A 24,030-nucleotide genomic window follows, 5' to 3' on the forward strand; every position below is an offset into this window, starting at 1 on the left:
GCTAACCGAAAAACGCTAACCGAAGAGGCTCGCCTGCCCCTCACCCACCGCCGGGTCCCGGTGCCTCTTGAGGTGCCGCCAGCGGGGCAGATCGTCCAGGTACGACCACGACAGCCGATGATGCTCCGTAGGCCCCAGCCGGGCCAGCGCCTCCTGATGGACCGGTGACGGATAGCCGGCGTTGTCCGCGAACCCGTATTCGTCGCACCCGATCGTCCCCATGTACGCGTCACGTCGCACCTTGGCCAGGACCGAGGCGGCCGCCACCGAGATGCTGGCCGAGTCGCCCTTGACCTCAAGCCGTACCGGCCACGGAGCCCCGATGTAGTCGTGCGAGCCGTCGAGGATCAGCGCGTCGGGCCGTACGGGCAGGGCGGCCAGGGCACGGCGGGCGGCGCGGCGCAGGGCCTCCGTCATGCCGAGCTCGTCGACCTCGGTGTGGGAGGCGTCGCCGAAGCCGATGCCCACAGCCCAGGACTCCAGGGAGGCGGCCACCGTCCCGCGCTTGGCGGCGGACAGCTGCTTGGAGTCCGTCAGCCCGGCGGGCGGGTCGGACAGGTCGGTGATGACGGCGCACACCGTCACGGGACCGGCCCACGCGCCCCGGCCCACCTCGTCGAGGCCCGCGACCGTGGTCGTGCTGCGCTGGGAGAGCAGCAGGTGCTCAATGTCATAGGTGGGCGCCATGGGCACCAGACGTTATCGCTCCGCGAGCGCTACCGGATCCAGATCGGCGGCGAGATAGCGCGCGGCGACGTGGATGGCCCGCAGCGTCACCGACACCGACGGCCGGTGGACGCTGGAGCCGCGCGCGACGGCCCGTATCTCGCGGCCCACCGGATTGCCGGGGAACTGGCGCACGGCGATGCCGCGCACGCCGGCGGCCAGCGCGAGGGCGGGCACGGCGGCGATCCCGATGCCCTTGGCGACCAGCGACAGGATCGTGCCCAGCCCCTCGAACTCCCACGGCGTCGGCTTGGTGCCGCCCACGTCCACGAAGAGCCGGTCGACCGCGAGGCGCGACGGCTCGCCGTCCGGAGTGGCCATCCACGCCTCGTCACGCAGCTCGCGCAGGTCCAGGGGCACCTCGGGGTCGGCCAGCCGGTGCTTGCGCGGCACCACCAGCACCAGCGGGTCGTTCAGCAGCGGGAACGTCCGCAGGCTGTCGCTGTCGCCGACCCGCCCGTACCAGTCGTCGACGAGCGCGATGTCCACTTCGCCCGCCTGCACCTCGCGCATGCCCCGCCCCGACCGGCTCTGCCCGAGCCTGAGCGTCAGCTCGGTGTAGCGGCGCAGCGAGCGGGCCAGCGCGGGCGCGAACGCGACCGCCGCCGTGGGGAAGGCGGTCACCACCACCCGGCCGGACGGCGTGCCCGCGTGAGCCGAAAGGTCGGATTCGGCCTCTTCGACCATGGACAGAATGCGTTCGCCGTGGATCACCAGGCGGCGGCCCGCGTCGGTCAGCTCGGCGCTGCGCGCGGTCCGGTCGATCAGCGCGGTTCCGGTCTCACGTTCGAGGGCGGCCAGCTGCTGGGACACGGCGGAGGGACTGTACCCCAACGACTCGGCGGTCGCCGAGATACTGCCCCGACGGGCAAACTCGCAGATCAGCACCAAGCGCCGCAATTCGAGCATCGGACTTCCTTCCGCCCACCCACAAAAAGCCTCGCTTGTGGTGATGCCTTCATCCAACCACGCTGGGAACGTGACAAACATGACGGTTACCCTCTCCGCCACTCTGGCGACCAACGAAGACATCGAACGAAGACGGCGCGCCGGGGAACGGGTGCTGCACCTCGCATTCGGCGAGGCCGGCCTGCCCGTCCACCCGGCGCTGCGCGACAAGCTGGTCGCCGCATCCGAGCGCAACGGCTACGGGCCGGTCGCGGGGGCGGCCGACCTGCGGGACGCGGCGGCGGGCTACTGGACACGACGGGGGCTCCCCACCGACCCCGAACTGGTCGTCTGCGGCCCCGGCAGCAAGTCGCTGCTGTACGGCGTGCTGCTGGCGATCGGCGGCGACATCGTCCTGCCCATGCCCAGCTGGGTCAGCTACGCGGCGCAGGCCGACCTCGTCGGCGCCCGTCCGATCATGGTCGCGCCCCCGCAGGGACAAGGCGGCGTACCGGATCCGGAGCGGGTGACCTCGGCCGTGCTGCACGCTCGCGCCCAGGGCCGGACCGTCCGCTCGGTGCTCGTGACGCTGCCCGACAACCCCACCGGACGCCTCGCGCCGCCGCAGACCATCCAACGCCTGGTGGAGGTCGCCCGCGAGCTCGACCTGTACATCATCTCGGACGAGATCTACCGGGACCTGCTGCACGACCCCCTGCTTCCCTTCACCTCGCCCGCGGACCTGGCACCCGAGCGCACGGTCGTCACCACCGGGCTCAGCAAGAGCCTGGCGCTGGGCGGCTGGCGGATCGGTGTGGCCAGGCTGCCCGACGAGGCGTACGACCTGCGCGCCAGACTGCTCGCGGTGGCGAGCGAGATCTGGTCCGCCCCGGCCGCTCCCGTGCAGGAAGCCGCCGCCTACGCCTTCACCGACCCGCCCGAGTTGGTCGAGCGCATCCTGCGCAGCCAGCGGCTGCATGGGACTCTCGCCCGCGCCGTGCACGGCAGGTTCACGGAGATCGGCGCGTCGGTGCCCACTCCGCAGGGCGGGTTCTACCTCTACCCGGACCTGAGCCACCTGCGGCTCGGCGGCTCGGCCGAGATCACCAAGCTTCTGCTCGAGGAGCACGGCATCGGTGTGCTGCCCGGCCACGCGTTCGGCGACGATCCCACCGCCGCGCGGGTACGGGTCGCGGTGAGCCTGCTCTACGGGGACACCACGGAGGAGCGGCTGGCCGCGCTGACCAGCCCCGATCCGCTCCAGCTGCCGTGGATCGCGGCCAATCTGGACCAGCTGTCGATGGGCTTGACAGAGCTCTCGCTGGCGCGGCGGAGCCCGGTGCGTGAACGGCACCCGGCGCTCGTGCCGACGCCATGTCACAGTTAGGCGAAACTTTGTCCACGGGCCGGTGCGGAGACCCCGCAATCGGCCCGTTGACCTGCATGAATACCCAGGTTGCAACAAGCTGCAAAGAATGGTGGGCGAGTGCTGTTCTCTCCCATACCGAGCAGCCTCCATCATGTGCTCATGCCCGCTCTTGTCACCTTGTCCGGGCGCCTCGTGCGCCTGGAACCTCTCAGCCTCGCGGTGATCGACGACCTCGTCGCCGCGGCGAGTGAAGACCGCTCCACGTATGCCTTCACCCGTGTCCCGGCCGGCCGGGACGAGATGGTCTCCTATGTGGAGGCCGCACTGGCTGAGCAGGCGGAGGGCCGCACGCTGCCCTTCGCCGTCCGGTGGCTGAACACCGACCGTGTGGTCGGTGCCACCCGTCTCATGCACCTGGAGTACTGGCAGGGCCCCATGCCCTGGCCGCCGGGTACGCGGGGCGCGGTGGGCGAGGTCCCGTCCGTGGCCGACATCGGTTACACCTGGCTGGGCGCCTCCGCCCAGGGCACGGGTGCGAACCGGGAGAGCAAGTACCTGATGCTCTCGCACGCCTTCGAGACGTGGAACGTCCACCGCATCACGCTCAAGTCAGACGTACGCAACAACAGGTCCATGGCCGCGATAGCCGCCTTGGGCGCGCATTTCGACGGGATACGCCGGGCGGAATGCAGGGGCGCGGATGACACTGTCCGAGATACGGCGTACTACTCGATCCTGAAGTCGGAATGGCCCGGGATTCGAGAACGCCTGGCCCAGAGGCTTGTCCTCGCGGCCGAGGCAGCATAAGCAAGCATCCGCGAAGGCCCCGCCGTATGGCGGGGCCTATGTCTTGATTGCCCCATATATGCCAGTGTCATGGCCGCCCCCGCGTTATCGGGGCCATGCCGCTGTTGACCCTCAGCATCCGCCGCGTGGCTCAACACCCGATTAAAGGCCGATCAACGCTTCGGTTAACGAATGGGCGGATGCCTATCTGTTGCGCAAGGATGGACCTATCATTTGGTAACAAATCTTTCCATTGCGTTGGAGACAGGCGACATGACTGGTCAGAGCGGCGAAGGCGGGCTGAGGTTCGCCGTGCTCGGCCCCGTCCGCGCGTGGCGCGATGGCCAGGAACTCGACCTGGGCACCCCGCTGCAGCGCTCCATTCTCGCCATGCTGCTCCTGCGGGAAGGCCGTGCGGTTACTCCGACCGAGATGATCGACGCGGTGTGGGGCGAGGACGCGCCACCGCGAGCCCTCGGTGCGCTGCGCACGTACGTCTCCAGGTTGCGCACGGTCCTGGAGCCCGGCCGGGCCGCCCGTTCGCGGCCCGAACTGCTGACGTCCGTCGGCCGCGGGTACGCGCTGCGGCTGCCCGACGATTCGCTGGACCTGACCCGGTTCGAGCGTGGCATCCACGAGGCCGAGGCCGCGCGCCGGGCCGGCAAGCCGCGGGAGGCGGCCGATGGTCTGCGGGCGGCGCTGTCGCTGTTCGAGGGTGAGCCGCTGGCCGGGGCCGTCGGGCCGTACACCGAGCATCAGCGTGACCGCCTGGTCGAGCGCCAGATCAGTGTGGTCGAGACGCTCATGGACCTGGACCTGGAGCTGGGTGAGCACGCCGCGGTCGTCTCCGAGCTGATCGCGCTGACGGGCGAGCATCCGCTGCGTGAGCGGCTGCGTGCCCAGCTGATGCTGGCCTACTACCGGTGCGGCCGGCAGGGCGACGCGCTGGCCGTCTTCACCGAGACGCGCGACGCGCTGATCGAGGAGCTGGGCATCGAGCCCGGCCCCGAGCTGACCGCGCTGCACCAGCGCATCCTGAGCGCCGACCCCACGCTGGCCGTCGCCGAGGTGGCCGAGGAGGAGGCGCCGGAGGACCGGGCGCCGGCGCTCGACCTGCCCCGCCCCGCCCAGCTGCCCGCCGCCGTGAGCGACTTCACCGGACGCATGGACATCGCCGGGCGGCTGCGCGCGCTGCTGTCGTCGAAGCCGTCCGAGGGCGTGCCGGTGGCCGCGATCTGCGGGATCGGCGGGGTGGGCAAGACCACCCTGGCCGTGCACGTGGCCCACGCGGCCGACGACCTGTTCCCCGACGGCCAGCTGTACGCCGACCTGCGCGGCTACACCGACGAGGCGACCGGGCCCGAGTCGGCGCTGGGCGCGTTCCTGCGCGCGCTCGGCGTGCCCTCCGACGTCATCCCGGAGCGGCTGGCCGAGCGGTCCGCGCTCTACCGGTCGCTGCTCGCCGAACGGCGCATCCTCGTGCTGCTGGACAACGCCCACAACGCCGAGCAGGTCGTCCCGCTGCTGCCCGGTTCGTCGGGCTGCGCGGCCATCGTCACCAGCCGCCACAAGCTGGCCGATCTGCCCTCGGCCCGGCTGTTCGACCTGGACGTGATGGACCCGGACGAGGCCCTGACGCTGTTCGCCTCGGTGGCCGGGACCGAGCGGGTGGCGGCCGAGCACGGCGCCGCCATGGACGTGGTCGCCGCCTGCGGGTTCCTGCCGCTGGCCGTACGGATCGTGGCGGCCCGGCTGGCCGCCCGGCCCTCGTGGACGGTCGCCTCGCTGGTGCCCAGGCTGACCGACGAGCAGCGCCGCCTGGACGAGATGCGGGTGGGCAACCTGGCGGTCGAGGCGACGTTCGCGCTCGGCTACGGGCAGCTAGACCCCAATCAGGCCCGGGCGTTCCGGCTGCTGTCGCTGCCCAACGGGCCCGACTTCTCGGTCGGTGCGGCGGCCGCCGTGCTGTCGATGAGCGCGTTCGCCAGCGAGGACCTGCTGGAGTCGCTGGTCGACGCCAGCCTGCTGGAGGCGCCCGCGCCGGGCCGTTACCGCTTCCACGACCTGCTCAAGCTGTTCGCCCGCCGGACGCTGGAGAAGTCCGAACGTCCGCAGGCCCGTACGATGGCGCTGCGGCGGCTGCTCGGGTTCTACCTGGCCTCGGCCCAGTCGGCGCACCGGCTGGCCTACGAGGGCAGCATGATCGCCGACAACCTCCAGGTGGACGGCAGCGGGCTCTCCTTCAACAGCGTCAACGAGGCCGTCGCCTGGCTGGTCGCCGAGGGCGACTCGCTGTTCGCCGCGATCAACCAGGCCGCCGCCACCGCCCGCGCCCCCGAGCCGCTGCTGCCCGCCGGTGACCTGCTGGTGGCCATGGAGCCGCTGCTGGAGTCGGGCACCCATACCCGCGAGTTCGACCAGGGCACGCGGGCCGTGCTGGGTACCGCCAGGCGCATCGGCGACGCCGGCAGCGAGCTGCGCGCCCGCTACGTGCTCGGCCGGGTGCTGTTCGCGAGCAACAAGCTCACGCAGGCCGAGGAGCAGTTCAGGATCGTGCACGAGCTCTCTGTCGAGCGCGCGGAGAAGGTCGTCACCGGCGAGGTGATGAACGCCATGGCCGTCGTCGTGGGCCGGCAGCGCCGCCACGCCGAGGCGCTGACCTGGTTCGAGTCGGCGATGCGCTGGTACCGCGAGAACGGCGTGCCGGCCGGCGAGGCCCTCGTGCTCAGCTACTCGGCCCGCGACCATCTCGGCCTCGGCCGCCCCGAGGACGCGATCGCCGCGGCGGAGAAGGGCCTGGCCATCTTCACCGAGATCGGCAGCGGCGCCGGCACCGCCCGCGCCCGCTACCACCTGGGCATCGTCCTGTCGCGGGTCGGCCGCATCACCGAGGCCGTCCACCACCACGCCGAGTGCCTGGCCTTCTTCCGCGCCAGCAAGCAGCGCGTGTGGGAGCAGCGGGTCTGCTCCCGGCTCGCCGAGACGTTCATCGCCGCCAAGCGCTACCCCGATGCCGTACGGCACGCGGAGGAGGCGCTGGAGGTGTCGAGAGAGATCGGCCATCCCTATGGCGAGGCGCTCTCGCTGATGGTGCTCGGCGAGGCGCTCGAAGGTCTGGGCAGTGCCACGAGAAGTCACGACTGCCTACGGCAGGCCTTCGAGATCTTCTCGCTGCTCGGCGCTCCCGAGGCCGAGGACCTCAAGGTCCGCCTCGCCAAGGCCTTGATCATCAAGCCGGTCGTCAGTCCTGTCGTCGATACGGTCGCCGGTCCCGTCGAGCCCTGAGTACAGCTCGTCGTCCAGACGTGTCATCCACACATGGTTGATCAAGGCTGTCCCTTTGGGAGTCACGGATCCCCCGTGATGCGTGCCTGTGGCGCGGATTGCTAGCCCGGCCGGCCATCTGACCGTCACGCGTCGCTAGGGGGCCCGGTTATCCGGATGCTCCGCGTAACGGCTAGCCGCCTCACATCGACGACCGGCCGGACCCGACACGAGCCTCGAACCCCCCGGGCTCGTGTCTTGGTGAGAAGCCTCCACCCGGGGGGTCAACATCCGATCAACGGCCGATCAAAGCAGGAAATAACCCTCGGCGATGAGCGGCCGGATGGCGTCGGGGTGCAGGATCTCCCCGTCGCCGACCAGCTCGGCGATGACGTTGAGCAGCGGGCCGAGGGCGAGGTCGCCGTCGCAGACGCCCGCCAGGGCCGCCTCGACGGTGCCGACCTCCCTGCTGCGGCGCAGACCGTCCGTCTGGCGCAGCACGATGCGCATGGGGTCTTCCGCGCCCGGCAGGCCGATGCGCTCGTCCAGCAGGCCCGCCACGGTCCGCAGGTGGGCCGAGTCGAGGAACTGGACCCGGTGGGCGGTCGCGATCGCGTCGAGCACGCCGTCGACGTAGTCGCCGACGGGCAGCGTGACCTGGTGGGTGAGCTGCTCCACGCGGACCACCGGGTCGAGCGTGCCCGCGTTGCGCATGGTGATCCAGCCGAAGCCGATCCCCCGCACCTTGTGCTCGTCGAACCAGGCCAGCCAGCGGTCGTAGTGCTCGGTGTAGCCGGGGGTGCCCTGTACGGCGGCGTCCCGCAGCCACAGCTCGACGTACTCGGCCGGGTCCTGGACGTCCCGCTGGACCACCCAGGCGTCGCAGCCGGTCTCGCCGAGCCAGCCGCCGACCCGGTCACGCCAGTCCTCGTCCGCCACGTGCAGCCAATTGGCCAGGAAATGGGCCTGGCCGCCGGGATTGAGGAAGCGTGGGGTCTGTCGTACGAGATCGCGGCAGAACGCGTCTCCGTCGGCGCCCGTCTCGCGATAGGTCAGCTCGCCGCCGGGCGAGATGACGAACGGCGGGTTGGAGACGACGAGGTCGAACAGCTCCCCCTCGACCGGCTCGAACAGGGAGCCGGCGCGGGCGTCGACCCAGTCGATCCCAGACAGCCGCCAGCTCAGCCGGGCCAGCTCCAGCGCGCGGGGGTTGAGGTCGGTGGCCACAATCTCGTCGACGCGGTCCGCGATGTGCAGCACCTGTACGCCGCAGCCCGTGCCGAGGTCGAGGGCCCGGTGGACCGGGCGGCGGGTGACGAGCTGGGCCAGGTTGGCCGAGGCGCCGCCCGCGCCCACGACGTGGTCGGGGCGCAGCGCCGGGTCGCCGGGTCGTACCTTGCGATCGGAGACGACGTAGCCGCCGGTCTCCCAGGGCTGGAGGTGCACGGTGGCGCGTACGTGCTCGCCCTCGGCGGCGACCAGGCCCGACGCGAGGGCCTCGTCGAGAACCTCGCCCGGGAACCGCGCGGCCGGAACGGCGGCGCCGAGCCACCAGAGCCGGATCAGCGCGGCCAGCGGGTCGTCGCCGGCCGTGGCGCGCAGAGCCGGGACCAGCTCCTCACGGGACAGGGCCGAGGCCGCCATGACGCCCAGCCGATCGCGGACGCCGTCGATCGAGTAGCCGGTCTCGAGGAGGTGCTCGCGCAGTCGTTCCACGAGACCATCCTTTCACCGCAGACTCCCGCGCATGATCCGATACCCACAGTAATCATACTGTTACCGAAACGTCCAAGCGTTTTGCAAGTGGGCCACGATATCTCTATGAAGACCCACTATCGCTGTGAAGCAGCCACGCTCGGTGTTAGAAGAGGAGCGGATCAATGCAGATCCCTTGCCTGGCCTGCGAGTCCCGTTTCTGGCCCGACGACTACTTCCGCGCCTGCTCCGACTACATCCGCGGGCTGGACCTGGTCTCATGGACCTGCCCCAGCTGCGGCAACCGCGACGACCTGCGGGTGCTGCCGGGAGAGCTGGGATTCGGCTACCCCTGCCGGGGCCGGTTCGACGTGCACGCGCGGGTGCGCGTGCCGGGGCTGCGCAGGCAGCGTGGCGATCTGCGGCTGGACATCTCGCTCGACACGGCCTGCTGGCGGGTGCCATCGCGGATCAGGCCGGTCTCTAGCGCTGCCGCAGGCTCTGCCAGGCGGCCTCACCGAGCCCTTTGATCTCCTCCTCCGTCGGCGTGTGGGCGCCGGCGAACCACAGCCGGCACATCTCCTGCGCCGGTCCGAGCCACAGCACGTAGCACATGGTCGGGTGCACGACCTGGAGCCGGCCGTTCTTCATGTGCGGCCGCCACCAGTCGGACACCTGGCGGAAGAAGGCGCGCCTGGCCTCCGCCACCTCGGCGCCGCCCGGCTCGTTCTTGCGCGGCGGGCGCTCGCTGACCAGGAGTCTCGCGCGCTCCGGGTGCTCGCCGGCCCACCGCATGTGCAGCGCCACGACGGCCTCGATGCCGTCGCGGGCCTCCTCGTGGCTGACCAGCTCGGCGAGGAAGGCCGCCTGGTAGGCGGTGAGGATCTCCGCGTAGAGGACGCCGAAGACGTGTTCCTTGCTGGCGAAGTGGTGGTAGAAGCTGCCGACGCTTACGCCGCTTTCCTCGCGGAGGCTGGCCAGCGTGGTGGCCGAGACCCCGTCCTGGCTGAATCGGCGCAGGGCACCGTCGATGATGCGGGTGCGTCCGTCGCGTCCGTTCTTGGCACTCTTCACACTGTCAATGGTGGAGCAACAGAACCTTATTCCGCAAATACCTCCGCCCGTTGGATCCTAGCGGTCACCTCGACCGATCCGGAAGTCACCTTCATCCGAGCGTCCGGCCAGAGCCTGCGGATCATCCGGAGCACTCGCCTGTTCTCCCCCAGTACGTCCATGCCGACCGTCTTCGCGCCCCGCACCGCGGCCCTGAACAACAGCACGTCGATCAAGTACGGCCCGAGCCCCTTGCCCTGCCACTCGTCGGCGACCACGACGGCGATCTCGACGTCGGCCGCGCCGCCCCGGTAACTCATGGCATGGCCGATGATCTCGCCGTCCAGGGTGGCGACCAGGGCGTCCCTGCGGTCGTCCAATGCCATGAGCACACGCACCAGGGCGGCGGCCGGAGTGCCGATGCCGGTGAAGAAGCGCAGGGTCTGCGTGTGCAGGGACAGCCGGGCGAGGAAGCGCCGGAGCCGTTCGGCGTCGTCGGGCCGGGCGGGCCGGATCTGAGTTCCGAGCATGAACTCAGCTTCCCCTGCTTGCCCTGAGTCTGTCAATTGAACTCAGGTATGATATGGCGCATGAACGTGGCATTCCAGGTGAACAACTGCTCCATCGAGCGCACCTTGGACATCGTTGGGGAGAAGTGGACCTTCCTGGTGCTGCGCGAGGCGTTCCGCGGCGTCCGGCGGTTCGCCGACATGCAGGCGATCACCGGGGCGCCCAGGCAAGTGCTCAGCGCGCGACTGGCGCGGCTGGTCGACGAGGGCCTGCTGCGCAAGGAGCCCTATCGCGAGCCCGGCCAGCGCCAGCGTGACGAATACCGCCTGACCGACAAAGGTCGTGACCTCTATCCCCTGCTCGTGGCGCTCATGCACTGGGGCGACAAATACCTGGCCGACGACGAGGGGCCACCCGTGCTGCTGACCCACCGCGACTGCGGGGCGCCCATCGAGCAGCACTTCCGCTGCGCCGAGGGCCACGAGGTCGCGGGCCCCCGCGAGGTGACGGCGCTCCCCGGCTCAGGCGCCGAGCTGAAGTCCGCCTGAATCCCAACGGCCATGTCGCGCTGAAGTCCGCCTAAATCCCAGCGGCAGTGTCGCGCTGGAGGATACGCAGGCACCAGCGGAAGTCGACCAGCGTCAGCAGCGCCGTCGCCGACAGCAGCACCGCGACGGCCGCGGTGCGCACGATCAGGTACGTCTGGATCGTCTGGCTGAGCAGCAGCCAGAGGCTGAGCGAGGCGTTGCCGAACTGCGCGCATCCCCACATGAGCGACTGCCTGGCGAAGAAGCGCCGCATCACCGGCCGCTCGGTCACGTGCTCCGGCAGCGGCACCAGATCCTCCGCCACCCGCTGCGCCAGCGGCCGGCGCAGCCGGGCGGTCGCCAGGAACCCGGCGCTCGCGCAGAAGACGCCCAGGGTCGGCTGCAGGAAGAAGATCACCGCGCTGCCGGACAGCAGCGCCAGCACCGCCCTGACGGTGACCGTGCCCGCGGCCAGCAGCACCGTCCCCGGCACCGCCCTGCGCCTGGCCAGCCGCCAGACCACACCCCCGTACACCCAGGCCACGGCCACCACGATCCCGCCGGTGATCCCGGAGAGGATCATCCCGACGTAGAAGACGGCGACGGGCAGGATCATGCCCTCGAGCACACGGGGCACGGCATGGCGCACCAGACGGCCGAACCGGGGCAGCTCGAACGCGGGCGCCTCGGACGGCGCGGCAAGCACGGTCATATGGCTTTGGAGGCGCTCTCTGGAGGGGGAGCTGATCGGACGAATCCCGACCGTACGCGATGAAGCGCCGTTCGGTAAGTGTTTCGACCAGATTGCGATTAGGTCACGCTCCGGCAGACCGAGCCAGGTGAAGGAGCACCGGCCCCGGTGCCTACCCTTGAGGGGTGTACCGGTTCCTTCTCACGCCCCGCTGGATCTCGCTCCACATCGTGGTGCTGCTGGTGATCCCGGCCTTTGTGTTCCTGGGCCGGTGGCAGTTCGGGCGCTTCGAGGAGCGGTCGGCCAACAGCACGCAGGTCACCGCGAACCTGGCGGCCGGTCCCGTGCCCGTGGAGAGCCTGGTGGGCAAGGGGGCGCGGGAGGCCGACCGGTTCAGGACGGTCACGGCGTCGGGGAGCTACGACACCGGCCACGCGCTGGTGGTGCGCAGGCGGCCGCAGGAGGGACAGCTGGGCTTTTACGTGCTGACCCCGCTGGTCACCGGGCCGGGTCAGGCCGTGCTCGTCAACCGCGGTTGGGTGAAGGCCGGGGCGAGCGCCGACGCGCCTCCTGAGGTGCCGCCACCACCGACGGGTCAGGTAACTGTCACCGGGAGGCTACGTCTCAGCGAGACCGAGGCGACGGCCGGGGTCAAGGAGCGTGCCGGTCTGCCACCCGGCCAGGTGCTGCTCATCGACACCGGGAAGATCGGCAAGGCGCTGCCGTACCAGCTCATGGGCGGTTACGTGGAGCTGACCAAGCAGCAGCCGACGGCGGCCGCCGCGCCCGCGCCGGTGCCCGCGCCCGACGTGGGCGCCGGGGGCGGCCTCAATCTCGCCTACGGCGTGCAGTGGTGGCTGTTCATCGGCGTGGCAATCGGCGGCTGGATCCTGCTCATCCGGCGCGAGGTGGCCGACAGGAAGGCCGCGGAGAAGGCGCCGGCCCGGGAAGTCGGGGCGTCCAGCAATTAAGCTGGACAGGGTGATCCGCCACATAGAGTTCGCAAGTATCTACAACTTTCGTGACGTAGGTGGATATGCCGCAAAGGACGGGCAAACCGTCCGGTGGCAACGGCTCTATCGTGCCGACTCACTCGGCTGGCTGGCGGGAGACGATCTCATCACGTTCCAGGCGCTCAAGGTGCGGACCGTCATCGACCTGCGCCATCCCTTCGAGGTGGAGCGGACCGGCCGGGTGCCCGAGTCCGACGGGCTCGACTACCGCAACCTGCCCATCGAGGGCCGCCGCTGGGACGTCAACACCTACGACGACCGGCTGGGCGTCGGGAGATACCTCGCCGACCGCTACCTCGAGGTGACCGAGGACGGGATCGACAATCTCCGTTCGGCCATCGAGACGATCTCCGAGTCCGGCAGCGCGCCCGTGGTCGTGCACTGCGCGGCGGGCAAGGACCGCACCGGACTGCTCACCGCGCTCATCCTGCGCCTCATCGGCGTGGCGGACGAGGACATCATCGACGACTACGCGTTAACGGGCCTGGCCACCGAACGCTTCATCGCGAGCTGGCAGCGCAGGCATCCGAACGCCACCCGATGGCCCGGTTTCGGGGTGGCCCCGGCCGAGGCGATGCGGTTGTTCCTCGCCGATCTGACCGCCCGGCACGGCTCGGTCGAGAATTACTGTACGGACGTCCTGCAGGTCGACGCGGGGACCATCGAAGAGCTGCAGAACAGTCTGCTGTCGCGGATTGAACCGATCTCCGGTGGGTAGGCGGCACCGGGGTTCGCAGGGCAGCAACCTCGCAAAGCGGACCTCATGGCCCGGGGTCGCCACATCCCCCTCCCGGCGACCCCGGGTCCTCGGGCATAGTGGATACCCAACGGAGACGTCGCAGCTTGTTCGACGTTATGCGGCCGTCGTACGGTTACCTGCGTGACTACGCCGCTGCTCCCCGATCCGGATCCGAGGCGGCGCGACTATGTGATCATCTCCGCCGACGATCACCTGATCGAGCCGCCAGACCTTTTCGAAGGCCGGCTCGCGGAGAAATACGCCGAGGTCGCGCCAAAGGTCGTGGAGACGGAGGGCGGTCACCAAGTCTGGCGCTACGGCGGCGCCACATACCCGTGTGCCGGGCTCGACGTGGGCGCCGGTCTGCCCCGCGAGCAATGGACGCTCGACCCGGTCAGGTTCGAGCACATGCGCCCCGGCTGCCACGACATCGAGGCCCGCATCGAGGACATGGACCTCGCCGGCATCTGGGCGGCGCTCTGCTTCCCCGGCATGCTGGCCGGCCAGTCGGGCATGCCGTTCGCCAGGACCCGCGACCAGGAGCTCGGCCTCGCCCTGGTCAAGGCGTGGAACGACTGGCACATCGACGTCTGGGCGGGCACCTACCCCGAGCGCATCATCGGCCTGCAGCTGCCCTGGCTGCCCGATCCCGACCTCGCCGCCAAGGAGATCAGGGCAAACGCGGCGCGCGGGTTCAAGGCCGTGGTCTTCCCCGAGTTCCCGACCCGGCTGCGGCTGCCGTCGATCCACAGCGGCCACTGGGACCCGTTCTTCGCCGCCTGCGAGGAGACCGGCACCGTCGTCTGCCTGCACACCGGTGGCTCCAGCTGGTCGCCGGTGCCCTCGCCCGACACACCCATCGAGGCGATCACCACGCTGATGCCGACCAGCGCGATGTTCGCCTGCGCCGACTGGCTCTGGTCCGGGCTCCCGCTGCGCTACCCCAACCTGCGCATCCTCATCGTGGAGGGCGGCGTGGGCTGGCTGCCGATGCTGGCCGCGCGGGCCGACTACGCGCTGGACCACCCCGTGGCGGGCGAGGCGCAGTGGGACGGCGGCCTCAAGCCCAGCGAGGTGCTGCGCCGCAACTTCTACTTCGGCACCCTCGACGACCACTCCCTGTCGGGGGTGCGCCTGGCGGTCGGCCTCGACCACGTGCTGCAGGAGAGCGGCTACCCGCACTCCGACTCGACCTGGCCCGACACCCAGCAGGCGGTGGCCCAGAACCTCGGCGCGCTTCCGCCCGCCGACATCGCCAGGGTCGCCTACGGCAACGCCGCCCGGTTGTTCGGCCACCCGCTGCCGTCACGAGCCTGGCTCCGGATGGAGGAGTTCTAGCGTCGGCGCGGGCGCTTCGGAGTGGGACCGTCGAGCTTGCCCTGGACGCTCCCCTGGATGGTCGCGCGCTCCCAATCCACGTAGCGTCCGCTCTCGCCGAGCAGCGAGGCGATCAGCCAGAGGAAGACCCCGAAGTCGTCCACGACACCGATGAGCACGAGGAAGTCCGGCACCAGGTCGATCGGCGAGATCATGTAGATCACGCCGAACCCCATCAGCGCCAGCTTGCTCTTGCCCATGCCGTCGTACTCACCGCGCATCACGGCGCCGATCATGCGCGGGATCGCTCGTAACCTGGCCATCAAGCCCGGCGTGCCGGGCTTGCTCACTTCGCGGTATGTACGCCAGGCCGCCGCAGCCCGTCCTGCCTTCGCCATCATGTCGCTCCTCATACCCGGGCCTCTCACGACATAACGCGTCACGACCGGAACCGAGTTCCCGGGCTTCCCGACGCTCGGCGTTCCCGGCTACTGGCCCTCTCGGCTACTGGCCTCCTCGGCGCTTGGCCTCCGATGCTCAGCGCAGTGCGGCGTGCTCGAACGGCCGGGCGGCCTCGATCTGCGCCGCGACCCTGACCAGCAGGTCCTCCCGTCCGGCCGCGGCCACCAGCTGGACGCCCACGGGCAGACCCGTCGCGTTGCGGTGCAGCGGCAGCGAGATCGATGGCTGGCCGGTCGCGTTGACCGGCGCGGTGTAGGACACGGCGTGCGCGGTCCTGCCGAACGCGGTGCTCAGGTCGTCCGGCGGGATCCACCCGAGCGGGAACGGCGCGACGCCGAGAGAGGGCATCAGCAGCAGGTCATACCCGGACGCCCACCAAGCGGCCATCCGCCTTCGGAACCCGTCGATCCACTGGGTGGCCAGGATGTGGGCGGCGGCGCTGTGCCCGCGCCCGGCGCCGACCATGGCGGCGTTGCGCGGCTCCAGCTCCTCCAGCTCGACCGCCTTGCCGCGCCAGACGCCGACGTTCTCGATCTCCGCGGCCAGGTTGTTCGCCACGATGGCGCCGAAATGGGCGGGGAAGTCCGGGTCGCCGAGCGCGTCGGGGCAGCCGGGGGCCACATCGTGGCCGAGCGCCGCCAGCAGGGCGGCGGCCACCTCGACCGCCTCGGTCAGCTCGGCGACCGCCGGCACGTCGTCTCTCGGGTGCGTGGCGACGAAGCCGACGCGCAGCCGTCCCGGGTCCGCGCCGACCTCCTCGGCGAGCGGCCGCGGCAGGCGTGGGGCGTCGTAGGGGTCACCCTGTACGTAGCCGGACACGAGGTCGAGCGCCGCGGCGGTGTCGCGCACGCTCCTGCTGACGAATCCCGGGCACGAGAAGCCGCTCCAGCCCTCGCCGGCCGACGGTCCCGCGCTGGAGCGCCCACGGGTCGGTTTGAGCCCCACCAGCCCGCACAGGGCCGCCGGGATGCGGATCGAGCCGCCGCCGTCGCTGGCCGTGGCCAGCGCCACCATCCCGGCCGCGACCGCCGCCGCCGACCCGCCACTCGACCCGCCCGCGGAGTAGGCCGGGTCGTAGGGGTTGCGCGTGGGTCCGTACGCCACGGGCTCGGTGGTGATCGTGCTGCCGAACTCGGGAGTGTTCGTACGGCCCAGCACGACGAACCCGGCGGCCCGCAGCCGGGCCGTACCGTATCCGTCCTCCTTGACCACGACGCCGTCGAGCGTGCGCGAACCCGCGCCGTACGGCTCACCCGCCTGCGGCCAGCCCAGGTCCTTCAGCAGGATCGGCACACCGCGGAAGGGGGCGTCGGCGGGGATGGCGTCGAGCTCGGCCAGCGCCCGCTCGAACCGCCGGTGGATCACCGCGTTCAGCTCGCCGTCGTGCGCCTCGATCCGGGCTATCGCCGCCTCGACCAGTTCGCGCGGCGACACCCGCCCGTCGCGGACGGCCGCGGCCTGCTCGATCGCGTCAGACCTCAGTAGGTCATCCATCGCATCCTCCCGGCCCTTTCGGTCCCGTCGCATCTCGGTACGTCGGCCATCGCATCCCCGGCCTGCTCGGTCGCGTCACGCCCCAGTACGTCGGCCATCGCATCCTCGGCCTGCTCGGTCGCGTCACGCCTCAGTACATCGGCCATCACTTCCGCCCGGTCAGGCCGTGGGGGCCAGGTCGCGGACGGCCTGCGTGATGGTCACCTCGCCACCCGCGATGGGCGCGAGGACGGGGGTGTCGAGGCCGTTGTCGACGTACTCCTGGATCCTGGCCCGGCAGGTCGCGGCGTCGCCGTGCACGACCAGCGAGTCGACCACCTCGTCCGGGATCGCCTTGAGCGCGGCCTGCCGGTCGCCGGCCGCCCACGCCTCGTGCATGGGCCGCAGCACCTCGCCCCGGCCGAGCCAGTCGTGGAAGGCGGCGTAGGCCGGCACGGTGAGGTAGGCGGCCAGCATCCAGCGGGCCAGCGCGCGTACCTTGTCGGTGTCCTCGCTCACGCAGACGAACAGGCGGGCGATGAGCTCGGTGTCACCGATCTCGGCGCGCACCTTCCGTACGTCCTCGGGCGATAGCCAGTTGGTGATCGCGCCGTCCGCCTCCTCGGCGGCCAGACGCAGCATCCGGGGCCGCAGCGCCGCCAGCACGACCTTCGGCGGGATCTTCGGCGCCCGGTCCAGCTTGAACCCCTTGATCTCGAACGTCTCGTACCGCTGCGACACCTTCTCCCCCGTCAGCGCCTCTTTGAGGAAGCGCAGGGTGTCGCGGGTCCGCGCGTACGGCTTGGCGAACTCGACCGCGTTCCAGCGCTCCACGATCGCCGGGGAGGAGGAGCCGATGCCGAGCAGGAACCGGCCGGGCGCCAGATCGGCCAGCGTGGCGGCCTGCATCGCGAGCAGCGCCGGACCGCGTGTGAACACCGGCACGATCGCGCTGCCGAGCCGGATCCCCGGCGCCCACTGCGCGGCCATGGCCAGCGGCACGAACCCGTCGACACCGTTGACCTCGGCCGACCACGCGTCGGTGTAGCCGAGGGCGGGCAGCTCCGCGATCAGCTCCTGCGAGTCCGCCAGTGAACGGTCGGTGAACGGGATCGTCATGCCCCAGTTCTGAGTCATCGCGGCCTCCAGCTTGCCCCTCGCGGGGGGATCGGGCGTCAATGCCAGGTAGGCCGACCATACCAACCGACCGGTATGTAGTCGCCGCCCTGACCACTCTGACCCGCCCCGCACTCAGCCGTCTTGCCAGGCGTCGTCTTGCCGAGCGTTTTGTCGGGTCAGGCGCGCAGCTCGTGGACCGCCGCGATGAAGTCCTTCGTGATCCCGCGCAGCCCCGGCAGGTGCGACAGGCCGACGAGCCGGTCCACCAACGGGACCGTCACGTCGATCAGGCGATGCGTACGGTCGCAACCGGGCGAGGTGTCGTGCACCCAGAACAGCACCATGCCCATCGACAGCAGCCACAGCAGCTCCGGCAGCTCTTCGCGCAGCTCGGAGTTCATGCGGTCGCGCGCCCCCTCGACCACCTGCCGGTAGATGTCGATCGACGCCTCACGGGCCGGCGAGGACTGGGCGCTGAACGGGCTCAGCGGGTTCGTGGGCTCGGCGGCATGCTTGAAGAACTTCACCGCGAACTCGTGATAGGGCTCCGAGACCCGTACCCATTCGCGCAGCACCCCGCTCAGCCGGGCGGCGAACGACGACTCCGTGGCCAGCAACTCACGGCAGGCCGCCTCGTGCTCGGCCTGGGCGCGGTCGTAGTACGCCTGGATCAACGCCTCCTTGCTTTCGAAGTAGTAGTAGGCGTTACCGACGGATACACCGGCCTCGGCCGCGATGGCCCGCATCGTCGTCGCATCGAAGCCGCGTTCCCGGAACAGCCGCAAAGCCGTCTCGACAATGACTTCCCGGGTGCTCTCCGGTCCTCGGTTTCGGGCTTCGGACACGTTCGTCACTTTACGTGGTAGTCGTGCGTTAGGTCAGGAAGGATCACGGTGATCGCCACCACAGGGCAAAAATCCCGGTGAGATAGGGGTTAGCTCCTGCGAAGGATGGGATTGATGTTTCTGGCGGAAGGGCTATTCCGCGAAAAGGCATCGACATGTGGATACGTGGAACAGTACGGCTGGTAGCGGTCGTATTCCTCAACATTGAGATCTCCATAATCGCGCTGGCGTCGGCCGCTTCCGCCGCTTCCCAAGCACCCGGCAGGGCGCCGCGGCAGACACCATCACCGATCACTCGGTCCTACCACATCGGGGGGACGATCGAGGCGCGCCGCTGGCACCCTTCGGTGGATCCGGCCGCTTTGAACCGAGGGGGCCCCTCCGCCCACGGCCAGAAGTCGATCGGGCGCGACCCCGACACGCTCGCGGGCGCGCCGGAGTCGTCGGTCCCAGAACCGATCTCCTTCGGCCCGCTCGCGAACGAGAGCGGGCCGGCCGCGCTCCTGCGGGACCCGGGAACGGCGACCGGCGGCCTGGAGACGGTGGCGGCGGTCGTACGTCGCCCGGACGCGGTCGTACCTCTTCCGGACGCGGTCGTACGTCGCCCGGACGCGGTCGTACCTCTTCCGGACGCGGTCGTACGTCGCCCGGTCGCGGTCGTACGGGATAGGGATGCGCTTGTGCGGGACCGGGATGTGCTCGTGCGGGACCCGGAGAGGGACGCGAGCGGGCCAGAGACCCCCGCAAACGGCCCGGAGAGGGCCGTACGTGACCGGGACGTGGCCAACCCGCCGACGATGTCACAGGACGCCATACCAGTCGCTCTGCGACGCGACGCGCCGACCTCACCGGCCGAGGTGTCCACTACCGCGGCGCGCACCCTGTCGTCGGTGAGCCATCCAACCGCCGTGACCATGCGGAAGCTCGAGGCCGACACCATGCGAAAACCCAGCACCGCCACTCCGCGGAAGCCGGGCGACGCCACCACACGGACCGCCGCCAAACTCCAGAAGGCCGGCAAGTCCCAGAAGGCCGACGTGGACCTGGCCCGCGTCAAGCCCAGGTACGCGACCGTGTTCATGTCCCACGCGCTGGCCGCCGACTGGCTGCGTGATGAGGGCCTGCGTACGCATTCGTCGGGCCACTGCACGAACAAGCAGGTGTACCGCTGCACGTCCCTGGAGGATGTCCGCACCTCGACCATCTCGCGGGTGATCGGCATCAAGCGCCAGAGCGGCTGCCCCGTCATGGTCACCGGCGGCACCGAGGCAGGCCACGCCCCGGGCCCGTACAGCCACGGCAACGGCTACAAGCTGGACATCACCCACAACCCATGTATCGACCGATACATCACCAAAAATCACGAGAAGTCCGGCACTCGGGGTGACGGGGCCGCCCTCTACCGATCACCCTCGGGCACGGTCTTCGCCGACGAGGTGGACCACTGGGACATCCTGTTCCGGTGACAGGGCCTGGCGACACGGCCTGGTGACACGGCTTCGTGATACGCCCAGATGACAGGGCCAACGGCCCAGACGGCGGCGCGTCGTGCGAACACGCACGACGCGCCGCCTACCGGGAGCCCCGGCGAAGCGACCACACCTCGCGAGGGGCGACTACAGCTCGCTCGCCACCAGCTCGGCGATCTCGGCGGCGTTGAGCGCCGCTCCCTTGCGCAGGTTGTCGCCGCACACGAACAGATCCAGCGTGTTGGGGAAGTCCACCGCCTGCCGGACCCGCCCGACATACGTCGGGTCGGTGCCCACGACGTCGATCGGCGTCGGGTAGACCCCGTTGGCCGGGTCGTCCATCAGCACCACCGTCGGCGCCGCCTCCAGCACCCGGTGCGCGTCCGCCACCGTGATGTCGCGCTCGAACCGCGCGTGCACCGCCAGCGAATGCGTGGTGACCACCGGCACCCGGACACAGGTCGCGGAGACCTTCAGGTCGGGGATGCCGAGGATCTTGCGCGACTCGTTGCGCAGCTTGAGCTCCTCGGAGGCCCAGCCACCCTCCTTGTACGAGCCCGCCCACGGCACCACGTTGAACGCGATCGGCGCCGGGAACGGCGACTCCTCGGGCAGCTTGTTGCCCAGCACCTTGCGTACGTCGCCCGCCACCTGGCCGATCGACCGGTCGCCGGCCAGCGCCTCGACCTCGTCGTACAGCCGCGCGGAACCGGCCACGCCCGCGCCGGAAACCGCCTGGTAGGAGGCGACGACGAGCTCCTTGAGCACGTATTCGGCGTGCAGCGCGCCCATGGCCGCCATCATCGACAGCGTGGTGCAGTTGGGGGTCGAGATGATGTTGCGCGGCCGCAGCCGGGCGTCGAGCGGGTTGACCTCCGGCACGACCAGCGGCACGTCGGGCTCCATGCGGAACGTGCCGGACTTGTCGATCGCGATGGCGCCACGCTCGGCCGCGATCGGCACCCACACGGCCGACACCTCGTCGGGCACGTCGAAGATGGCGATGTCGATGCCGTCGAACACCTCGGGCGCCAGTGCCTGCACGACGACGTCCTCGCCACGCACCCGGAGCAGCTTGCCGGCCGAACGCGCCGAGGCGACGAGGCGTACCTCGCCCCAGATGTCGGCGCGGGTGGAGACGAGGTCGCGCATGACGGTGCCCACGGCCCCGGTCGCGCCGATCAACGCCAGATTGGGCCTGCTCATCGTCCTGAACCTCCGTACACCACTGCTGAGACCTGGTCCGCGTCGAGATCGAAGGCCCGGTGCGCGGCCGCCACGGCCGTGTCCACACCGTCCTGCCCGACGATCACCGAGATGCGGATCTCCGAGGTGGAGATCATCTCGATGTTGACCCCCGCGTCGGCGAGAGCCGCGAAGAACGTCGCCGTGACGCCCGGGTGCGAGCGCATGCCCGCCCCGATCAGCGACACTTTCCCGATCTGGTCGTCGAAGAGCAGCGACTCGTAGGCGATGTCACCCTGGATCTTCTTCAACGCCGTCAGCGCCGTCGAGCTGTCGGTCGTGGGCAGCGTGAAGGAGATGTCGGTGCGGCCCGTGGCCGCGGCCGAGACGTTCTGCACGATCATGTCAATGTTGATCCCGGCGTCCGCCAGAGTTTTGAAGATCGCGGCAGCCTCGCCGACCTTGTCGGGCACCCCGACAACGGTGATCTTGGCCTCGCTCCGGTCGTGCGCGACGCCGGAGATGATCGGCTGCTCCATCTCGGTTCCTTCGGTATAAGGATCAGAAACGACCCAGGTGCCTTCTTTGGTGCTGAACGAACTGCGTACGTGGATCGGCACATGGAAGCGCCGAGCGTACTCGACGCAGCGCAGGTGCAGGATCTTCGCACCGCAGGCGGCCATCTCCATCATCTCGTCATAGGAGATCTTGGGGATCTGCTGTGCCGCGCCCACGATGCGGGGGTCGGCGGTGAAGATGCCGTCGACGTCGGTGTAGATCTCGCAGACATCCGCGCTCAGCGCGGCGGCCAGCGCCACGGCGGTCGTGTCGGAGCCGCCGCGGCCCAGCGTGGTGATGTCCTTGGTGTCCTGCGAGACGCCCTGGAACCCGGCCACGATCGCGATGTGGCCCCGGTCGAGCGCCTCGCGGATGCGGCTCGGCGTCACGTCGATGATGCGCGCCTTGCCGTGCGTGGAGTCGGTGATCACACCCGCCTGCGAGCCGGTGAACGAACGGGCCTCGTGCCCCAGGTTGGCGATCGCCATCGCCAGCAGGGCCATCGAGATGCGCTCGCCGGAGGTCAGCAGCATGTCGAGCTCGCGGCCCGGAGGCAGCGGCGACACCTGCTCGGCCAGGTCGAGCAGCTCGTCCGTCGTGTCACCCATCGCGGAGACGATCACGACCACGTCGTTGCCGGCTTTTTTCGTCGCAACGATCCGCTGCGCGACCCGCTTGATGCAGGACGCGTCGGCGACGGACGAACCACCGTACTTTTGCACAACGAGCGCCACGAGAGTCTCCCGGTTCGGACTGTGAGCTGCCAGTCTACTGGGGGCTTCTCATGCGCCTGATGGTTCATACCACTATGTGGATGATCACACCGTCGTGGCTTCCTCCGCCACGTCAAGCCGCGAATGGGCGGCGAGTGCCTGAAGTGCCCGCATGGCCGCGCCCGCGTGGTTGCCCCACGTATTGAAATAGGAGTATTGCCACCACCACAGCGCCTCGTGCGGCCGACCGGCCTGAAAATGCCGCAGCCCGTGGATGAGGTCGGCGGCGACCGCCGTCAGGTCGTCGGAGAGCCGGTAGGGGGTGACACCCGTGTCTTTGTACGGGTCGAACACCTCGGCATAGTCGTCGACCGCCTCCAGCAACTCCGACATCGCGGTACGTACGCCGTCGATGTCGGGATCCTCACTCAGCGGCGGCTCGTAGTTGCCCGAGAGGATCACATCCTCGTTGGCGCCGAGCTTGGCGCCCGCGAGACTTACCTGCGCCACTTCGACCAGCAGTAGCGACCAGATGGCGTCGCCGCCCTCGCCGCCGGCGACCCTGGTCAGGCCGTCCACATAGTTCTGCGCGTGAGCGGCGATCTCCTCCGCCAGCGCGCTCCACTGGTCAGACATCCAGCAGCCTCCGTCCTTCGAACGCGCGGCCCAAGGTCACCTCGTCGGCGTACTCGAGGTCACCGCCCACAGGCAGACCGCTGGCCAGTCGTGTCACTTTCAGACCCATCGGCTTGACCAGACGGGCAAGGTAGGTAGCCGTCGCCTCCCCCTCGAGATTGGGGTCCGTGGCGAGGATGAGCTCCGTGACCCGGCCGTCGGCCAGGCGCGTCATGAGCTCCCGGATGCGCAGATCGTCAGGGCCGACGCCGTCGATCGGGCTGATCGCGCCGCCGAGCACGTGATAGGTCCCGCGGAACTCGCGCGTCTTCTCGATCGCGACGACGTCCTTGGACTCCTCGACCACGCAGATCACATGAGTGTCGCGCCGCTGGTCGCGGCAGATGCGGCACTCCTCCTCGGCGGCCACGTTGCCGCAGACCCGGCAGAACCTGACCTTCTCCTTGACCTCCAGCAGGGCGTGGGCCAGCCGCTTCACGTCGGCCGGGTCGGCCGCCAGCAGGTGGAACGCGATCCGCTGCGCGCTCTTGGGACCGACGCCGGGCAGCATGCCGAGCTCGTCGATCAGGTTCTGGACGACCCCTTCGTACATGGCCTAGAACCCTGGCAACTGTCCGAGACCGCCGCCGCCGAGTCCCTGGGCCAGCGGGCCCAGTTTCTCCTGCTGCAGGTCGGCCGCCGCGCGAACGGCGTCGCGTACGGCGGCGATCACCAGGTCGGCGATCGTGTCGGCCGTGTCCTGCGGGTCGTCGGCGTCTATGACGCTCGGGTTGATCTTCAGCTCGAGCAGCTCTCCCGAACCGTTGACCACGGCTGTGACCATGCCGCCGCCGGCCGAGCCCTCGATCTGCGCGTCGTTGAGCTCCTGCTGGGCGCTCACAAGCTGCTGCTGCATGAGCTGTGCCTGCTCCAGCAGCTGCTGCAGGTTGACATCCCCTGGGTTCACCGTCGTGCGCTCCTCGTGGCTCCGCGTTCTTGACTGCCACGAGCCT

At 69.9% G+C, this 24,030-nt stretch carries 25 protein-coding genes; 9 read left to right on the forward strand and 16 right to left on the reverse strand.

The features are described from left to right. Positions 1-15: 15 nt before the first annotated feature. Both ACQP2T_RS62650 and ACQP2T_RS62655 read right to left on the reverse strand, forming a co-directional pair. A complete protein-coding gene (locus tag ACQP2T_RS62650; protein WP_433514043.1) occupies positions 16-687 on the reverse strand; it encodes a ribonuclease HII in 672 nt (223 codons plus the stop codon). A 12-nt stretch (positions 688-699) separates the two neighbouring features. Then, the gene (locus tag ACQP2T_RS62655; protein WP_433514044.1) at positions 700-1,635 is read right to left on the reverse strand and encodes a LysR family transcriptional regulator; all 936 of its coding nucleotides are present in this window, start codon (positions 1,633-1,635) and stop codon (positions 700-702) included. A 79-nt stretch (positions 1,636-1,714) separates the two neighbouring features. Here ACQP2T_RS62655 and ACQP2T_RS62660 point away from each other — a divergent pair, with 79 nt between their 5' ends. The 3 genes from ACQP2T_RS62660 (at position 1,715) to ACQP2T_RS62670 (ending at position 7,054) form a co-directional block, all read left to right on the forward strand. Beyond that, the gene (locus ACQP2T_RS62660) at positions 1,715-3,001 is read left to right on the forward strand and encodes a pyridoxal phosphate-dependent aminotransferase (protein WP_433514045.1); all 1,287 of its coding nucleotides are present in this window, start codon (positions 1,715-1,717) and stop codon (positions 2,999-3,001) included. Positions 3,002-3,142: 141 nt separating this feature from the next. After that, complete coding sequence (locus tag ACQP2T_RS62665) at positions 3,143-3,790, forward strand: GNAT family N-acetyltransferase (RefSeq protein WP_433514046.1); 648 nt, start codon at positions 3,143-3,145, stop codon at positions 3,788-3,790. Between the two features lie 252 nt (positions 3,791-4,042). Beyond that, the gene (locus tag ACQP2T_RS62670; protein ID WP_433514047.1) at positions 4,043-7,054 is read left to right on the forward strand and encodes an AfsR/SARP family transcriptional regulator; all 3,012 of its coding nucleotides are present in this window, start codon (positions 4,043-4,045) and stop codon (positions 7,052-7,054) included. Between the two features lie 285 nt (positions 7,055-7,339). Here the strand turns inward: ACQP2T_RS62670 and ACQP2T_RS62675 are convergent, their stop codons facing one another. After that, a complete protein-coding gene (locus ACQP2T_RS62675) occupies positions 7,340-8,749 on the reverse strand; it encodes a DUF7059 domain-containing protein (protein ID WP_433514048.1) in 1,410 nt (469 codons plus the stop codon). 164 nt (positions 8,750-8,913) lie between these two features. On the opposite strand from ACQP2T_RS62675, the gene ACQP2T_RS62680 reads away from it, so the two are divergent. Beyond that, positions 8,914-9,258: a hypothetical protein gene (locus ACQP2T_RS62680; protein WP_433514049.1), complete on the forward strand. Its 345-nt coding sequence runs from the start codon at positions 8,914-8,916 to the stop codon at positions 9,256-9,258. Here ACQP2T_RS62680 and ACQP2T_RS62685 read toward each other — a convergent pair. Both ACQP2T_RS62685 and ACQP2T_RS62690 read right to left on the reverse strand, forming a co-directional pair. Further along, on the reverse strand, positions 9,212-9,802 hold the full coding sequence (locus tag ACQP2T_RS62685) for a TetR/AcrR family transcriptional regulator (protein WP_225302223.1): 591 nt from the start codon (positions 9,800-9,802) through the stop codon (positions 9,212-9,214). The two genes, ACQP2T_RS62680 and ACQP2T_RS62685, sit on opposite strands and share 47 nt — an antisense overlap. Before the next feature lie 26 nt (positions 9,803-9,828). Next, the gene (locus ACQP2T_RS62690) at positions 9,829-10,311 is read right to left on the reverse strand and encodes an N-acetyltransferase family protein (protein WP_433514050.1); all 483 of its coding nucleotides are present in this window, start codon (positions 10,309-10,311) and stop codon (positions 9,829-9,831) included. 60 nt (positions 10,312-10,371) lie between these two features. On the opposite strand from ACQP2T_RS62690, the gene ACQP2T_RS62695 reads away from it, so the two are divergent. After that, complete coding sequence (locus tag ACQP2T_RS62695) at positions 10,372-10,839, forward strand: winged helix-turn-helix transcriptional regulator (RefSeq protein ID WP_358534501.1); 468 nt, start codon at positions 10,372-10,374, stop codon at positions 10,837-10,839. Positions 10,840-10,870: 31 nt separating this feature from the next. Here the strand turns inward: ACQP2T_RS62695 and ACQP2T_RS62700 are convergent, their stop codons facing one another. Then, positions 10,871-11,530, reverse strand: a complete 660-nt coding sequence (locus ACQP2T_RS62700) for a VC0807 family protein (protein ID WP_433514051.1) — start codon at positions 11,528-11,530, stop codon at positions 10,871-10,873. 164 nt (positions 11,531-11,694) lie between these two features. Here ACQP2T_RS62700 and ACQP2T_RS62705 point away from each other — a divergent pair, with 164 nt between their 5' ends. The 3 genes from ACQP2T_RS62705 (at position 11,695) to ACQP2T_RS62715 (ending at position 14,599) form a co-directional block, all read left to right on the forward strand. After that, positions 11,695-12,480, forward strand: coding sequence for an SURF1 family cytochrome oxidase biogenesis protein (locus ACQP2T_RS62705; protein ID WP_433514052.1), 786 nt, complete (start codon positions 11,695-11,697; stop codon positions 12,478-12,480). A 10-nt stretch (positions 12,481-12,490) separates the two neighbouring features. After that, entirely contained in the window at positions 12,491-13,240 is a 750-nt protein-coding gene (locus ACQP2T_RS62710; RefSeq protein WP_433514053.1) for a tyrosine-protein phosphatase, read from the forward strand. A gap of 162 nt (positions 13,241-13,402) precedes the next feature. Then, a complete protein-coding gene (locus ACQP2T_RS62715) occupies positions 13,403-14,599 on the forward strand; it encodes an amidohydrolase family protein (protein WP_433514054.1) in 1,197 nt (398 codons plus the stop codon). Here ACQP2T_RS62715 and ACQP2T_RS62720 read toward each other — a convergent pair. The 5 genes from ACQP2T_RS62720 to ACQP2T_RS62740 all read right to left on the reverse strand — a co-directional run bounded on the left by ACQP2T_RS62720 (position 14,596) and on the right by ACQP2T_RS62740 (position 18,477). After that, complete coding sequence (locus ACQP2T_RS62720) at positions 14,596-14,979, reverse strand: YkvA family protein (RefSeq protein ID WP_433514055.1); 384 nt, start codon at positions 14,977-14,979, stop codon at positions 14,596-14,598. The two genes, ACQP2T_RS62715 and ACQP2T_RS62720, sit on opposite strands and share 4 nt — an antisense overlap. 136 nt (positions 14,980-15,115) lie before the next feature. Next, positions 15,116-16,534: an amidase gene (locus tag ACQP2T_RS62725; protein WP_433514056.1), complete on the reverse strand. Its 1,419-nt coding sequence runs from the start codon at positions 16,532-16,534 to the stop codon at positions 15,116-15,118. Then, complete coding sequence (locus ACQP2T_RS62730; RefSeq protein WP_433514057.1) at positions 16,519-16,680, reverse strand: hypothetical protein; 162 nt, start codon at positions 16,678-16,680, stop codon at positions 16,519-16,521. The genes ACQP2T_RS62725 and ACQP2T_RS62730 overlap by 16 nt, the downstream gene beginning before the upstream one ends. A gap of 13 nt (positions 16,681-16,693) precedes the next feature. After that, the gene (locus tag ACQP2T_RS62735) at positions 16,694-17,650 is read right to left on the reverse strand and encodes an LLM class F420-dependent oxidoreductase (RefSeq protein WP_433514058.1); all 957 of its coding nucleotides are present in this window, start codon (positions 17,648-17,650) and stop codon (positions 16,694-16,696) included. A gap of 158 nt (positions 17,651-17,808) precedes the next feature. Continuing rightward, positions 17,809-18,477 (reverse strand): TetR/AcrR family transcriptional regulator, encoded by a 669-nt coding sequence (locus ACQP2T_RS62740; RefSeq protein ID WP_357937857.1) that lies wholly within the window; start codon positions 18,475-18,477, stop codon positions 17,809-17,811. Between the two features lie 362 nt (positions 18,478-18,839). Here ACQP2T_RS62740 and ACQP2T_RS62745 point away from each other — a divergent pair, with 362 nt between their 5' ends. Then, positions 18,840-19,943: a hypothetical protein gene (locus ACQP2T_RS62745; protein ID WP_433514059.1), complete on the forward strand. Its 1,104-nt coding sequence runs from the start codon at positions 18,840-18,842 to the stop codon at positions 19,941-19,943. 150 nt (positions 19,944-20,093) lie between these two features. On the opposite strand, the gene ACQP2T_RS62750 is transcribed toward ACQP2T_RS62745, so the two are convergent. From ACQP2T_RS62750 to ACQP2T_RS62770, 5 genes are all read right to left on the reverse strand, one after another. After that, entirely contained in the window at positions 20,094-21,152 is a 1,059-nt protein-coding gene (locus ACQP2T_RS62750; protein WP_433514060.1) for an aspartate-semialdehyde dehydrogenase, read from the reverse strand. After that, positions 21,149-22,423, reverse strand: a complete 1,275-nt coding sequence (locus ACQP2T_RS62755; RefSeq protein WP_358449137.1) for an aspartate kinase — start codon at positions 22,421-22,423, stop codon at positions 21,149-21,151. Before ACQP2T_RS62755 ends, ACQP2T_RS62750 begins: the two co-directional genes overlap by 4 nt. Before the next feature lie 84 nt (positions 22,424-22,507). Beyond that, positions 22,508-23,038: a DUF5063 domain-containing protein gene (locus ACQP2T_RS62760; RefSeq protein WP_358534489.1), complete on the reverse strand. Its 531-nt coding sequence runs from the start codon at positions 23,036-23,038 to the stop codon at positions 22,508-22,510. Then, positions 23,031-23,630, reverse strand: coding sequence for a recombination mediator RecR (gene recR / locus ACQP2T_RS62765; protein ID WP_225302238.1), 600 nt, complete (start codon positions 23,628-23,630; stop codon positions 23,031-23,033). Before recR ends, ACQP2T_RS62760 begins: the two co-directional genes overlap by 8 nt. Positions 23,631-23,633: 3 nt before the next feature. Further along, positions 23,634-23,984, reverse strand: coding sequence for a YbaB/EbfC family nucleoid-associated protein (locus ACQP2T_RS62770; RefSeq protein WP_225302239.1), 351 nt, complete (start codon positions 23,982-23,984; stop codon positions 23,634-23,636). Positions 23,985-24,030 lie beyond the last annotated feature (46 nt).

It is taken from the genome of Nonomuraea sp. CA-143628, assembly GCF_050942315.1.
Taxonomy (GTDB): domain Bacteria; phylum Actinomycetota; class Actinomycetes; order Streptosporangiales; family Streptosporangiaceae; genus Nonomuraea.

Bases quoted from the DNA above. Each gene is read 5' to 3' on its own strand.
- recR (WP_225302238.1), bottom strand. From the start codon at position 23,630: ATGTACGAAGGGGTCGTCCAGAACCTGATCGACGAGCTCGGCATGCTG.
- ACQP2T_RS62735 (WP_433514058.1), bottom strand. From the start codon at position 17,650: ATGACTCAGAACTGGGGCATGACGATCCCGTTCACCGACCGTTCACTG.
- ACQP2T_RS62660 (WP_433514045.1), top strand. From the start codon at position 1,715: ATGACGGTTACCCTCTCCGCCACTCTGGCGACCAACGAAGACATCGAA.
- ACQP2T_RS62720 (WP_433514055.1), bottom strand. From the start codon at position 14,979: ATGATGGCGAAGGCAGGACGGGCTGCGGCGGCCTGGCGTACATACCGC.
- ACQP2T_RS62690 (WP_433514050.1), bottom strand. From the start codon at position 10,311: ATGCTCGGAACTCAGATCCGGCCCGCCCGGCCCGACGACGCCGAACGG.
- ACQP2T_RS62665 (WP_433514046.1), top strand. From the start codon at position 3,143: ATGCCCGCTCTTGTCACCTTGTCCGGGCGCCTCGTGCGCCTGGAACCT.
- ACQP2T_RS62695 (WP_358534501.1), top strand. From the start codon at position 10,372: ATGAACGTGGCATTCCAGGTGAACAACTGCTCCATCGAGCGCACCTTG.
- ACQP2T_RS62670 (WP_433514047.1), top strand. From the start codon at position 4,043: ATGACTGGTCAGAGCGGCGAAGGCGGGCTGAGGTTCGCCGTGCTCGGC.
- ACQP2T_RS62650 (WP_433514043.1), bottom strand. From the start codon at position 687: ATGGCGCCCACCTATGACATTGAGCACCTGCTGCTCTCCCAGCGCAGC.
- ACQP2T_RS62680 (WP_433514049.1), top strand. From the start codon at position 8,914: ATGCAGATCCCTTGCCTGGCCTGCGAGTCCCGTTTCTGGCCCGACGAC.
- ACQP2T_RS62700 (WP_433514051.1), bottom strand. From the start codon at position 11,530: ATGACCGTGCTTGCCGCGCCGTCCGAGGCGCCCGCGTTCGAGCTGCCC.
- ACQP2T_RS62760 (WP_358534489.1), bottom strand. From the start codon at position 23,038: ATGTCTGACCAGTGGAGCGCGCTGGCGGAGGAGATCGCCGCTCACGCG.
- ACQP2T_RS62725 (WP_433514056.1), bottom strand. From the start codon at position 16,534: ATGGATGACCTACTGAGGTCTGACGCGATCGAGCAGGCCGCGGCCGTC.
- ACQP2T_RS62730 (WP_433514057.1), bottom strand. From the start codon at position 16,680: ATGGCCGATGTACTGAGGCGTGACGCGACCGAGCAGGCCGAGGATGCG.
- ACQP2T_RS62750 (WP_433514060.1), bottom strand. From the start codon at position 21,152: ATGAGCAGGCCCAATCTGGCGTTGATCGGCGCGACCGGGGCCGTGGGC.
- ACQP2T_RS62655 (WP_433514044.1), bottom strand. From the start codon at position 1,635: ATGCTCGAATTGCGGCGCTTGGTGCTGATCTGCGAGTTTGCCCGTCGG.